This is a genomic window from Rhodanobacter sp. 7MK24 (assembly GCF_014842995.1).
Taxonomy (GTDB): domain Bacteria; phylum Pseudomonadota; class Gammaproteobacteria; order Xanthomonadales; family Rhodanobacteraceae; genus Rhodanobacter_A.
In genome coordinates this window covers 61115-73924 of record NZ_JACYXL010000003.1, presented here as the reverse complement: position 1 = coordinate 73924, position 12810 = coordinate 61115, and the positions used below count along the sequence as shown (strand labels likewise).

General features: G+C 65.9%; 12 protein-coding genes. 9 read left to right on the top strand and 3 right to left on the bottom strand.

Annotated elements, in window-relative coordinates; translation table 11 throughout:
• Window positions 1–194: 194 nt before the first annotated feature.
• A complete protein-coding gene (locus IHE49_RS06895; RefSeq protein ID WP_192156238.1) occupies window positions 195–1208 on the top strand; it encodes a LacI family DNA-binding transcriptional regulator in 1014 nt (337 codons plus the stop codon).
• Window positions 1209–1299: 91 nt separating this feature from the next.
• Window positions 1300–2571, top strand: coding sequence for an MFS transporter (locus IHE49_RS06890; RefSeq protein WP_225578295.1), 1272 nt, complete (start codon window positions 1300–1302; stop codon window positions 2569–2571).
• A 172-nt stretch (window positions 2572–2743) separates the two neighbouring features.
• Here IHE49_RS06890 and IHE49_RS06885 read toward each other — a convergent pair whose 3' ends face one another.
• The gene (locus IHE49_RS06885; RefSeq protein WP_192156237.1) at window positions 2744–3943 is read right to left on the bottom strand and encodes an amino acid deaminase; all 1200 of its coding nucleotides are present in this window, start codon (window positions 3941–3943) and stop codon (window positions 2744–2746) included.
• Between the two features lie 556 nt (window positions 3944–4499).
• On the opposite strand from IHE49_RS06885, the gene IHE49_RS06880 reads away from it, so the two are divergent.
• On the top strand, window positions 4500–6101 hold the full coding sequence (locus IHE49_RS06880; RefSeq protein ID WP_192156236.1) for a carbohydrate-binding protein: 1602 nt from the start codon (window positions 4500–4502) through the stop codon (window positions 6099–6101).
• Window positions 6102–6722: 621 nt separating this feature from the next.
• Complete coding sequence (locus tag IHE49_RS06875; protein WP_192156234.1) at window positions 6723–7724, top strand: M23 family metallopeptidase; 1002 nt, start codon at window positions 6723–6725, stop codon at window positions 7722–7724.
• A 13-nt stretch (window positions 7725–7737) separates the two neighbouring features.
• Here the strand turns inward: IHE49_RS06875 and pyrC are convergent, their stop codons facing one another.
• Window positions 7738–8778 (bottom strand): dihydroorotase, encoded by a 1041-nt coding sequence (gene pyrC / locus IHE49_RS06870; protein WP_192156232.1) that lies wholly within the window; start codon window positions 8776–8778, stop codon window positions 7738–7740.
• Window positions 8779–9206: 428 nt separating this feature from the next.
• Entirely contained in the window at window positions 9207–9344 is a 138-nt protein-coding gene (locus IHE49_RS06865; RefSeq protein ID WP_192156230.1) for a hypothetical protein, read from the bottom strand.
• Window positions 9345–9368: 24 nt separating this feature from the next.
• On the opposite strand from IHE49_RS06865, the gene IHE49_RS06860 reads away from it, so the two are divergent.
• The 5 genes from IHE49_RS06860 to IHE49_RS06840 all read left to right on the top strand — a co-directional run bounded on the left by IHE49_RS06860 (window position 9369) and on the right by IHE49_RS06840 (window position 12708).
• The gene (locus IHE49_RS06860; RefSeq protein ID WP_192156228.1) at window positions 9369–9527 is read left to right on the top strand and encodes a hypothetical protein; all 159 of its coding nucleotides are present in this window, start codon (window positions 9369–9371) and stop codon (window positions 9525–9527) included.
• Window positions 9528–9605: 78 nt separating this feature from the next.
• The gene (locus tag IHE49_RS06855) at window positions 9606–10055 is read left to right on the top strand and encodes a helix-turn-helix transcriptional regulator (protein ID WP_192156226.1); all 450 of its coding nucleotides are present in this window, start codon (window positions 9606–9608) and stop codon (window positions 10053–10055) included.
• On the top strand, window positions 10052–10495 hold the full coding sequence (locus IHE49_RS06850; protein WP_225578255.1) for a VOC family protein: 444 nt from the start codon (window positions 10052–10054) through the stop codon (window positions 10493–10495). Before IHE49_RS06855 ends, IHE49_RS06850 begins: the two co-directional genes overlap by 4 nt.
• A 34-nt stretch (window positions 10496–10529) precedes the next feature.
• Window positions 10530–11015 carry a DUF1801 domain-containing protein gene (locus tag IHE49_RS06845; protein WP_225578254.1) on the top strand — a complete coding sequence of 162 codons (486 nt, stop codon included), beginning with the start codon at window positions 10530–10532 and terminating at the stop codon, window positions 11013–11015.
• Window positions 11016–11112: 97 nt separating this feature from the next.
• A complete protein-coding gene (locus tag IHE49_RS06840; protein WP_192156224.1) occupies window positions 11113–12708 on the top strand; it encodes a carboxylesterase family protein in 1596 nt (531 codons plus the stop codon).
• Window positions 12709–12810: the final 102 nt, after the last annotated feature.

Below are 12810 nucleotides of genomic sequence, written 5' to 3'. Positions count from 1 at the left end.
TTCCCTCTTGCACTTACGTTCCGTGGCGCACGGGCTCTAGCGCGTTTCGCAAGCTAGTCAAAAGTACCAGCGCTGTCAATAGAAAATACCAGCGCTGGTACTTTTGGACGAAATGGGCGGAATCCGGATGACTGCGGGCCGTCGGCTTGGGGTAGCATGGAGCGCTGCAAGCCACACAGGGGCGGTATCTGCACATGCCTGCGAGAATCGAAGACGTCGCTGCGCATGCGGGCGTATCCACCAAGACGGTATCCCGCGTGCTCAACGGCCAACCGAGCGTGCGTGCCACGCTGCGCACGCGGATCGAGGCTTCGATCCGCGCGCTCAACTACGTGCCCAACGCGTCCGCGCGCAGCCTTGCGGGGAATCGTTCGCATCTGGTCGCACTGCTGTACGACAACCCGATGGCCGGTTCCAGCTACACCATGGAATTGATCGTGGGCGTGCTGCAGGCGTGCAAGGGAACGCCGTACAACGCCGTGCTGCATCCCTTCGACGCGGGCGACGATCTGGCCGCACGGATCGACGGCTTCGTGGCGCAGCACCGGCCGGACGCGCTGGTGCTGGTGCCGCCGCATGCAAACAACGCCAAACTGCTGCAGCGCCTCGACGAGTTGGACATTCCCTATTCGACGATTTCCTCCAAATTGCGCCAGTCGCGCATTGATGTCGGTTTCGACGAGCGCAGGGCGGCCGCCGAGATCGTCGAACACCTGATCTCGCTGGGGCACCGGCGGATAGGGCATATCGCCGGGCTGCCGGGGCACGGTGCGCGTACCTGGCGGCTTAGCGGCTATCGCGACGCGCTGCGCAAGGCCGGCATTGCGTACGACGAGTCGCTGGTGGCGGAAGGGGATTTCGCTTTCGCTTCGGGCGTGGCCGGCGCCAAATGGCTGCTCGACCGCCGGCGTCCGCCCACGGCGATCTTTGCGGCGAACGACGACATGGCCTGCGGCGTGATGCGCGAAGCCTACGATCGCGGACTGGCCATTCCCGCCGACCTGTCGGTCTGCGGATTCGACGGCACGCCGGTATCGCAGCTGATCTCGCCCAGCCTGACGACGGTGCACCAGCCGTGTCGCGAGCTTGGCTGCCTCGCTGTCGAGAGCGTATTGCAATCGATCCGCGACCCCGCTGCTCGCCAGCAGGCGCGCGTGCCCTACCAGATGGAATTGCGCGGATCCACCGCGTCGCCCGGGAAACCGTAGTATTCGTTCGTTGCCGGCGTCGGGTTCGACTACGCCTGGCACGCGTATCCATGGGGCGACGAAGGTGACCGACGACAAGGCTGAAGCCGCAATGCGTTGGCTTCCCCCGCAAGCGCGCGCGCATGCGGTTGCGGCGCCGTACGCACGCCGTGCCGGCTGGCCGTTCATCCTGATCTATGGCCTGGCGTACATGGGGCTGTGGATGGCCCTGCTTCCGCCCATCCTGGTGGGTCTGGCGATGCGCGTGCGCGAGATCGCGCCAGCGCACGCGACCGGCAGCCTGTCGCTGGTGGTGGGCGTGGGCGCCTTGATGGCGCTGTTCGGCAATCCGTTTTTCGGCCGCCTGTCGGATCGCACGACCTCGCGCTTCGGCATGCGCCGGCCGTGGCTGGTTGCCGGCGCGCTGGGGGGAATGGCGGGATTGGCGATCATCGCGACGGCCGCGTCGGTCCCGCAGCTGCTGCTGGGCTGGTGCGTCGCGCAGCTCGCTTACAACGCGCAGCTGGCCGCGCTGGCGGCGATCCTTTCGGACCAGATCCCGGCGTCGCAGCGGGGCATGGTGTCGGGCATCGTGAACATCAGCTTGCCGCTGGGCATGGCGGGCGGCACCTTCCTGGTCGAGGCGCTCGCCGATTCCACGCTCGCGACTTTCCTGGTGCCGGCTGCGGTCGCCCTGGCCGGCGCGCTCATCCTGGCTTGGGCATTGCCTGACCACCGCTTGGCCGAGGCGCAACGGCCACGCTACGGATGGCGCGAATTCCTCGGCAGCTTCTGGATCAATCCGCTGCGCTTCCCCGATTTCGCCTGGACCTGGAACAGCCGCTTCCTGCTCTACGCCGGGGTCGCACTGTTGATGACCTACCAGGAGTTCTACCTGATCCGTCAACTGGGTTGCGCGCCGGCCGATGTGCCGCGCTGGATCTTCCTGTCCACCCTGGTGCAGTCCTGCACGGTTGCTGTCTTCAGCATTCTGGGAGGCGGCCTGTCCGACGCCCTCGGGCGGCGCAAGGTTTTCGTGTGCGGCGGGGCGCTCGCCTATGCGCTGGCCCTGTTGGTGATCGCCTTCGCCGCGTCGTATCCCTGGTTCCTTGCGGGCATGGCCGTGGCCGGCATCGCGCAGGGCGTATATCTGGCCGCCGATCTCGCGCTGGTGAACGATGTGTTGCCGGAGCGCGAAACCCATGCGGCCAGGAATCTGGGCATTTTCAACATCGCCAGTGTCCTGCCGCAGTCGCTGATGCCGGCAATTGCCCCGGGCATCTTGTCCCTGAGCGGCGGGAGCTATGCGACCCTGTTCGTCGCGGCGGCGGTCTTCGTGGCGCTGGGTGCGTGGGCCATCCTGCCGGTACGCGGAGTACGTTAAGCGAGAGCCAGATCCAGGTCCCTCGCTTGTCCATGACCGGGTTGGCGTTGAAAAGCCGGGTCGATCGCCTCAATGGCGATACGTGGTTTCCACGGCCGCATCGCGGGTGCGATGGGCGTCGGGACGGGCGACAACAAACTGGCGTGGACTTTGGAGTTCCCGCATCCGGATATCAGAAGAACGTCGGCATTGCTTCCAGCACGCGCAGTTCGTCGTCGACACGCAGGATCTGCCGCCACTTGTCGAACGTCAGACAGGGATGCGAGGCGCCGAACGAGACGACGTCGCCGATACGCAGGTCGGACTGGGCCGGGATCGCCAGCATGGTGTGCTGGTCCATCACCTTGCGGGTCGCGCAATCCTGCAGCGGGCGCGCTGGTTCGCCAGGGCGGTGCCGTTGCAGCGGAATCGGCAGATCGGGGTCGCAGGAGATGTCGCGCTTGCCCATGGCGATCACTGCCAAGCCGGGTTCGGGCAGCGACTGCACGTGGGCGAACACGGCCAGGGCCGGCTGCAGTCCGCCTTCGAGTTCAGGATGGCGTTCCTTCACTTCGGCCAGTGCGTCGCGGTACGAGCGATGGTCGTGGACGACATAACAGCCCGGCCGCAGGATGCTCATGCAGTGCTCGCGCAGATCCGCCTGGTCGAACGCTTCGGCGATCAGGTCGAACCACTGCGAACCGGCCGCGGTGACGATCGGCTTGCGGCCGCCAAACGCACCCGCATCCATGAGTCCGCGCAAGGTGGCGACGAGCTGACCGGCGTAGGTGCGGACGCGTTCCACGGCATGCTCGCCGCCGATCAGTCCCTCGTAGCCTTCGATGCCGCAGAGCGTGATTGCCGGCGCGGCCGCAATGGCATCGACCAGCGCCGTCAGTGCGGATGCGTCGCGTACCCCGCAACGGCCGCCGGGTACGCCGAGTTCGACCAGCACCTGCAGGGTCAGGCCGCGTTCCGCGAAAAAGCGGTTCAAGGCTTCGACATTCGCCGCGCTGTCGACCAGGCAGCAGTAGTCCGCGCCGCGTTCGACAAGGCTGGCGATGATTGCCATGTTGGGCGAGCCAACCAGCTGGTTGGCCATCAGCAGGCGCGTGATGCCATATTCAAAGGCCGCTGCGCACTGCACGGCGTTGGCCAGCGTGATACCCCAGGCGCCGGCATCGAGCTGGCGTCGGAACAGCGCCGGCGTCATCGTGGTCTTGCCGTGCGGCGCGAGTTGCGCGCCATGGTCGTCGGCGAAGCGCTGCATCCACGCGATGTTGTTGGCCAGCGCCGATTCGAGGATGGCCGCAGCCGGCAGGCTTGTGTCTTCAAGCAACGACTGGCCGGTGATGGGGCTGCCTTTCTCGAGTTGCGACATATAGGGAGCCATGGAGTCGTTCTGGTCATCTCTGGGAGTGCGCCAGTTTTGCCGCATGCGGAATGGCGCGCAATGGCTGTGCCTGGCCCTGCCCAAGGGTTTTTGTCCGGAGATCTTTCTTCGGTCGCCGCCGATGGCAAGCAGTGCTGCCCGTGGGCGTCGCTGCTTTCGCGGGCTTTCAGACAACGGTGTCACGAAAGTCCTTTTATGGACCGCATGGACGTCCATACGTCTAAATCGATCTAGTTGCATCGCACCATCGATGCCGCATGCGAATAGCTATATCGGCGTCATCTTTGGCGCTGCATTGCGGTAATTCACTGGCTATTTTCGAAAGTGGCAATGTTCATTGCCTGCATTGCGTTTCCACGATTGCCGTCACGGTTTGCGTCACCTGATTTAGACAACGTTGTCATTACAAGACATCCAGGCGCCACCGTTTCGGTCTTGGCAGGCCGTGGTGGGCCGGATGTCCAAACAGGGGAACACCGCCAAGGATCGCAAGCCGTTCGCCACGGAGAAGACCTTCCGCCTCTAGATAACGCAACTCAACCAGGGAGACGCTTTCATGCATATGAAGAAGTCGGTTGTTTGGCTACACACGGCATTCAACGCAGTCGGCACCACCGCAGGTGGCGCGATGGCGATGAGCTTGATGACGGTGGCACCGGTGCAGGTGGTACACGCGCAAACCGCAACGGCCTGCGCGGCGGCGTGGAATTCGGGCACGGCCTACAGCGGGGGGGCCGTCGCCAGCGAGAACGGCACCAACTACGTCGCCAACTGGTGGACGCAAGGCAACGATCCGGCCACCAGCAGCGGCGCAAGCGGTTCGGGCGAGCCCTGGACTTCGCAAGGGGCGTGCGGCGGTTCGGGTTCCGGTTCGAGTGGAAGTGGCGGTTCCAGCGGCAGTGGCGGCTCCACTGGCTCCAGCGGCAGCAGCGGCTCGGGGAATGCCTGCGCGGCGGCGTGGAGCGCGACCACGGCTTATAACGGCGGCGCCGTTGCTAGCGAGAACAGCATCAATTACGTCGCCAACTGGTGGACGCAGGGCAACGACCCGGCCACGAACAGCGGCGCGACCGGTTCGGGCGAACCCTGGACCTCGCAAGGCGCGTGCAGCGGCAGCGGTTCCTCCGGTGGCGGAACGAGTGGCGGGGGCAGCAGCGGCGGTGGCTCCAGTGGCGGCGGTAGCGGTCCGGCGAATCCGCCGGGCACCGGTGCCAAACTGCTGTTCAGTCCGTACAAGGACGTGACGATCAACATGAACTGGAACACCGACACCATGCAGACCGCCGCGGCGACGGGTTCGGCGATTCCGGTGGTCGGCACGGGCAGCCTCTATTCGAACTACGTATCCGATCTCAGTGCGATCACGCTGGCGTTCGCCACCGGCGAATGCGGCAGCGAGAACTGGGGCGGCGTGCCGGGCGCAAGCTTCGCCACGGCCAATATCCCGGCGCTGTCCAGCGCGGGCCTGCCCTATGTGGTTTCCACCGGTGGCCAGGCGGGCACCTTCACCTGCGGCAGCACGGCGAACTTCGCCGCTTTCCTGTCACGCTACATGTCGCCGCAGATGGTGGGCGTGGACTTCGACATCGAAGGCGGCCAGTCTCAGGCCGACATCAACAATCTGGTGGCTGCCGCGGTGTACGGCCAGTCGCTGTATCCCAACCTGCGCTTCTCGTTCACGGTGGCCACGCTGGGCGCGTCGGATGGGAGCTACGGTGGCGTCAACAGCCTGGGCGACATGGTGGTACGGGCCGTGCAGGCCTCCACGCTCAGCAACTACACCATCAACCTGATGACGATGGATTACGGCGCCGCCAGCTCCAGCGTCTGCGTGGTGTCGAATGGTTCGTGCGACATGGCGCAGACGGCGATCCAGGCCGCGGTGAACCTAGAACACACCTATGGCATCTCGCCTAACAAGATCGAGCTGACTCCGATGATCGGCGTCAACGACGTGTCCAGCGAGAACTTCACCATCGCCAACGCCAGCACGTTGACGAGCTATGCCGTTTCCAATGGCCTGGCGGGCATCCACTTCTGGTCGCTCGATCGCGACACCCCGTGCAGCCAGAGCACCGCTTCGCCCACCTGCAACTCGGTGTCCACCAGCACGCCGCTGCAGTACACCAAGAGTTTCCTGGGCGATCTGGGAAGGTAGGCGGTTTCGCTTCCGGTCAACGCCGGAGCGAGCGCTTCACGGCAAGCGCCGCAGCGACGCGGCGCTTGCTTTCATGGTCAGATTTGCGCGGACGGCAAGGGATGGCCTGATTAACTGCCATCGGTGATGGCAGCATGTATCCGTCGGTTTGCCATGCGCCCATTGCATGATGCCTGCCGCCTGCATCACGACGGATCGGCACGCAATTTTTCGGTCGGCCTTGAACAACGTGGGGTGAGGGCAACGAGCCGCCCATCGCGTGGCCTCGTGGCCGCGAGGATGATTGTGGCCAGGGATATCGGATCGTGCTGTCCGGATCAGCGCGGTGGCACTAACTTGACCTGACCCGTTCCCGCTCGGCCCGTTGAAGGTGCCGTTTATCCCGTGATGCATCGCTCTTGTCCCAGTCCTCTGGGTTCGGGCCAATGGTTTGATTCAATGTGCCCGGCTCCGGATCATGGGTGAAGCATGAATACTGTGACTCGCACTTTGTTCGCATGCTGTCTATTCGCATGCTGCCTGGTGATTACATGCGTTGCCAGGGAAGCGCGGCCGCAGGCTCCCGGATCCCTGGAGCTGCGTGTGCTAGATGTGCCGCAGGCGGTGAGCACGAGTGCTGGCATGCAGGTATTCCAGGAGCTGCACCTGACCAATTTCTCGGCGACGCCACTGCGTCTGTCCCGTGTCATGGCGGTGGACGCGCAGGATGGACACCTGCTGGCGGCTTGGATCGGCGACGCGTTGCGGCAGCGGTTTGCGCTGATCGGCGCAGCCGCCACGACGCCAGATCTTCTCGTTCCGCCGGGACGGCGCGGCGTGGTCTACATCGAATGGTCCACACACGGTCAAGCGCCGCGGGCGGTCGAGCATGTGGTGGAGTACACGGCGCAGCCGGATGCGTCAACGGTTGTCGTGCGTGGTGCACGCGCCACGGTGTCGTATCCCACAGGAGCGGTGCTTGGGCCGCCGTTGCGCGGCGGGCCTTGGGTTGCGATCCACGGCGCCGGATGGGCAAATGGCCATCGCCGTGTCTTCAATGTGGTCGACGGGACGGCCCGCATTCCGGGGCGCTTTGCTATCGATTGGGTGCGCGTCGATGCGGCCGGACACCTGGCGCGGGGAGACCGGGATGTGCCGAGCAACTGGCTGGGGTACGGTGTCGACGTGCTGGCTGTCGCGGATGCCACCGTGGTGGCCGTGCGCGACAGCATGGCCGAGTCCGCCAGCGTATCCGGCAATCCGAAGCATGTGCTGGCCGAGGACGCAGGCAATTTCGTGACGATCCGCCTCGGTGATGGCCGGTACGCGTTCTACGAGCACCTGCGTCCAGGCAGCATCGTGGTCAGTCCCGGCCAACGCGTGCATCGTGGCGATGTGTTGGGCGGGCTCGGTTTTACCGGTGCATCCACTGGGCCGCACCTGCATTTCCACGTGGCCGACGGGCCGTCCCCGATCGGCGCTGAAGGGCGGCCTTTCGCGCTGGACGCGTTCGACCTGCTGGGCAGTTACGACGATCTGGGCCAACTTGGCAAAGCGGCCTGGAAGCCGCGTCGCGAGGACGAAGCCGAACAGCGGCGTGGCGAGTGGCCGGCAGAGAATGCGGTCGTGCGTTTTCCGGATTGAGGTCGCGCGTGCGCTAGGCGGCGATCGACCAGGCCACGGACTGCCCCGCGCGGAACGGCACGCACTGGCTTTCGCCGAAAGGTATCGCGTCGGGCACCGTCCAGGGCTTGCGCTCGAGCACGATGGTGTCGGCGTTGCGCGGTAGGCCATAGAAGTCCGGGCCATGGAAGCTGGCGAAGGCTTCGAGCCTGTCCAGCTTGCCGGCCTGCTCGAAGGCTTCGGCATACAGCTCGATGGCTGCGTGTGCGGTGTAGATGCCCGCGCAGCCGCAGGCCGCTTCCTTGGCTTCCTGCGCGTGCGGCGCGCTGTCGGTGCCGAGGAAGAAGTGCGCGTCGCCGCTGGTGGCGGCCTCTACCAGAGCGGTGCGATGCGTTTCGCGCTTCAGCACCGGCAGGCAGTAATGGTGCGGGCGGATGCCGCCTTCGAAGATCGCGTTGCGGTTGAGCAACAGGTGGTGCGCGGTGATGGTGGCGCCCACGTGCGTGGGCGCTTCACGCACAAATTCCACGGCGGCGCGCGTGGTGATGTGTTCCAGCACCATGCGCAGCTCGGGAAAGCGTTCGCGCAGCGGAATCAGGTGGCGTTCGATGAACACCTGCTCGCGGTCGAAGATGTCCACGCTCGAGTCGGTGACTTCGCCGTGCATCAGCAGCGGCAGGCCGTGCTGCTCCATGGCCTCGAGCGCGGCCTGCACGTTCGCCAGGTCGCGCACGCCGGCCTGCGAGTTGGTGGTGGCGCCGGCCGGGTAGTACTTCACGGCATGCACGATGCCGCTGGCCTTGGCGCGCGCGATTTCGTCCGGCGTGGTGGCCTCGGTGAGGTACAGCGTCATCAGCGGCTGGAAGCGCGTGTCCGCCGGCAGGCATGCGAGGATGCGGCGACGGTAGTCCTCGGCCTGGGCCACCGTGGTCACCGGCGGCTTGAGGTTGGGCATCACGATGGCGCGCCCGAACTGCCGCGCAGTGTCGGCCACCACCGAGCCGAGAGCGGCGCCGTCGCGCAAGTGCAGATGCCAGTCGTCGGGACGGGTGATTTCGAGGCGCGCGGACGACATGGCGATAAAGCTCCGGGGACGGGAGAGGGCAGGCGGCAGCCTCGGGACGTGTTGGTGGGCGCGCACCGCCGGGCGGTTGCATATGGTATCGGAACGACACTATGGCGTCGCCGCCGGCCGTGTTGCGTCACGGCGCGTGCCTATGCGAAAGCAGCCCACGGACGATCTCTTTTCCGCATCGCCGGGACCGGACTCCGATGGTTTCGATGCCCTTCCTCACCTGGTGCCGGTGTTCTTCGCGATCTGTCCCGCTGCGGAAGACTTGCAACGAGTCGCCGCCTGGCGCCAGCGCATCTGCGGACGGATCGATGTCGTGCCCCGGCCGCAGTGGGTTGCTGCATGCCAGCGTCGCGCTCTGCGGTACCCCGCGCCGACGGTGGCAACCTCTCCGTGAGGTTTTGCGCGTCGCCGCCGAACAGTTCACCTAATCAGCCTTCGAGCTCACGCTGGATGCGACGACGGGCGGTTTCGGTGCGGATGGGCGCACCTTCGTCGCGCTGGCGGATGCGGTCGACACGCGCGCCGTGCAAGGCTTGCGCGTGGCCTTGGCCGAAGTGCAGCAGCACGTCGGGCTCGTGGCGACGCGCGGCATGAGCGAGGCGCTCCTCACGCTGGGCTATCGTGACGGTTTGCCGGTCGAGCGCCGGTCGGTCGAACCGCTGAGCTTCCGTGTCGAGGCGGTCGATCTGGTGGCCAGCCTCGTGGGCCATTCGGAACACAGACACCTCGAACGCTGGCCGTTGAAGTGAGGCGCGTCCGCCACCCCGCATCTGTGGCGCGCTCCTTGTCGCTTGAGGGTCGTCGACCGAAGTGGGACGATTCCAGCGATGAGCGACAAGCCTGCTCCGTCCCAACATCTGCGTGACCTTGCCCGATTGCGCCGCGTGCGCGACCGCATCGATCGCGAATACGCCCAGCCGCTGGACGTCGAGTCCCTGGCGAACACCATCGGCATGTCGGCCGGGCATCTCAGCCGCCAGTTCAAGCTCGCCTTCGGCGAATCGCCCTACAGCTATCTGATGACGCGGCGCATCGAGCGCGCGATGGCCTTGCTGCGGCGCGGCGACCTCAGCGTCACCGAGGTCTGCTTCACCGTGGGCTGCGCCTCGCTGGGCACCTTCAGCACCCGCTTCAACGAACTGGTCGGGATGTCGCCCGGCGTGTACCGGCGCGAAGCGGCGCTCGCGACGGCAGGGCTGCCGTCCTGCATCGCGCGACAGGTGACGCGACCGATCAGGAATCGAGAAGCGCCGGCCACCGAGTCGGACCTAGCATGACGGCTCCTTCCACACCCGACAGGACATTCATGGACATCAGCATCCACGCCAGCTTCCTCCCGCACAGCGACCCGGATGCCTCGCTGGCGTTCTATCGCGACACCCTCGGCTTCGAGGTACGCAACGACGTCGGCTACAACGGCATGCGTTGGATCACGGTCGGTCCGGCCGGCCAGCCGGGCACCGCCATCGTGCTGTATCCGCCGGTCGCCAGCTCTGGCGTCACCGACGACGAGAAGCGCACCATCGCCGAGATGATGGCCAAGGGCACCTTCGCAACCATGCTGCTGGCCACCAAGGATCTCGACGCGGCGTTCGAGAAAATCCAGGCCAGCGGTACCGAGATCGTCGAAGAGCCGACCATGCAGCCCTACGGCGTACGCGACTGCGCCATCCGCGACCCCGCCGGCAACCTGCTGCGCGTGCAGGAACGGTGCTGAGCCTCTCGATATCGACCATTGCAAGGAGTTTCCGATGAGTCCCGCTGCAAAGAAAGTTGCGCAGAAAGCGCCATCCAAGACCGGCGCGGCGCCTGGCAAGAAGGCCGCCTTCAGCGTCGAGGAGAAGGCCGCGATGAAGGCCTATGCCCAAGAACAGAAAGCGCAGGCACGCGCCGACAGGAGTCGGGAGGACGGCGAACGCGAGGTGCTGGCGGCGATCGCCAAGATGGCGGAAGCCGACCGCGCCCTGGCCTCGCGGGTCCATGCCCTCGTCAAGGCGCATGCCTCGACGCTGGTGCCGAAGACCTGGTACGGCATGCCGGCGTATGCCCTAGACGACAAGGTTGTCTGTTTCTTCAAGGACGCGCAGAAGTTCAAGGACAGATACGCCACCCTCGGTTTCAACGACAAGGCCAAGCTCGACGACGGCGCCATGTGGCCGACCACCTTCGCACTCAAGGCCATGAACGCCGAGGTGGAGAAGCGCATCGCTACGCTGTTGAAGAAGGCGCTGGGCTGAGCGGTTCGTTCCCGGCCGACGTGCGGGCGGCGGGATGTTTTCCCGTTCGCCCGCCGATCTAAGATGGAACTTTGCCCACCGATCAAGGCAGCTCACCATGCGCAAGGCTCTTCCGTGTTCGTGCCGCGTCCTGCTGGGGCTGGTGCTCGCATCGCCCGCCCCTTGGGCCATGGCCGCCGATGCGGCGCCCATGGCGCATGTCGACTCCGGCAGCCTGTCGGGCCTTCACGATGCCGGGAAAGGGCTGGACGAGTTCAAGGGCATTCCCTATGCCGCGCCGCCGATTGGGGCGCTGCGCTGGAAGCCGCCGCAAGCGGTGGTTGCGTGGAGCGGCGTGCGCGCTGCCGATCGCTTCGGGCCGCGCTGCATGCAACGGCCGCTTTACGGCGACATGGTGTTCCGCTCCAACGGCATGAGCGAGGACTGTCTCTACCTCAATGTATGGACGCCCGCGCAGCGGGAGAAAGGCAAGCTGCCGGTGCTGGTGTATTTCTACGGCGGCAGCCTGCTCGCGGGCGATGGTTCGGAGCTGCGCTACGACGGCGCGAGCCTCGCGCAGCGCGGCATCGTGACCGTCACGGTGAACTACCGGCTGGACGTGTTCGGACTGCTCGCCTTGCCTGCGCTGACCGCCGAGTCGCCGCAGCATGCCGCCGGCAACTACAGCCTGATGGACATGACGGCGGCATTGCATTGGGTGCATGACAACATCGCCGCGTTCGGCGGCGACCCGGCACAGATCACCATCGGCGGCGAGTCGTCGGGTTCGATGGCGGTGTCGGCGCTGATGGCCTCGCCGCTGTCGAAAGAGCTGATGCGGCGCGCGATCGGCGAGAGCGGCGCGGTGCTCGGCAACCTCAAGCCGATGCCCTTGGCCGAAGCCGAGCAGAAAGGCACGGACTTCATGCACAAGGTCGGCGCCCGTTCGCTGGCGGAATTGCGCGCGATGCCGGCGGACACGCTGATGAAGGCGCTCGGCACCTCGGACAGCGGCGGCTTCGACATGACCATCGATGGAGCCGTGCTGCCGCGTTCGCCCGAGGCTATCTATGCCGCCGGCGAGCAGGCGCACATTCCGCTGCTGGTCGGTTCGAACTCGCAAGAAGGCTATTACGCGGGCTTGCTCGACCAGAGGGCGCCCACGCCGGGCAATTACCGCGACGCGGTGCAAAAGCTGCTGGGCGAGGCGCATGTGGACGAAGCGCTCAGGCTTTACCCAGGCAACAACGAGGCCCAGGTGAAAGCCTCCGGCACGGCGCTTTCGGCGGACCAGTTCATCGCGTTCTCCACCTGGCGCTGGATGGACGCGCAGTACCGTACCGGCAACGCGCCGGTCTATTACTACTACTTCGAGCAGCCACGACCGGCGAAACGGGACGGCAGCGCCGGTGCGGGCACCGGCGCGGTGCACAGCGGCGAGATCGAATACGCACTGGGCAACCTGGACGGCAATGCCGTCTACGCATGGACACCGACCGACCGCCGCGTCTCGGCCACGATGGAAGGCTACTGGGCCAACTTCATCAAGACCGGCAACCCCAACGGCGCAGGGGTGCCGCATTGGCCTGCGGTGGCCGAAAAGGATGGGGGCCTGCTGCGCCAGGCGATAGGCGCGGATACGCACGGCTTCGTCGATCGGAACGCATCGCGCTACGAATTCCTGCAGCGTGTGGAACCCGACGCGCATCTCTGAGGAGAGTGTGCGGTCGACATCGGCTTCGTTCCGCCATGCGGCCGCGCCGGAGCAAGCGATCCGGTGTGCTCGCCCGGCCGGTTCCGTCGCGAAGTCGGATCT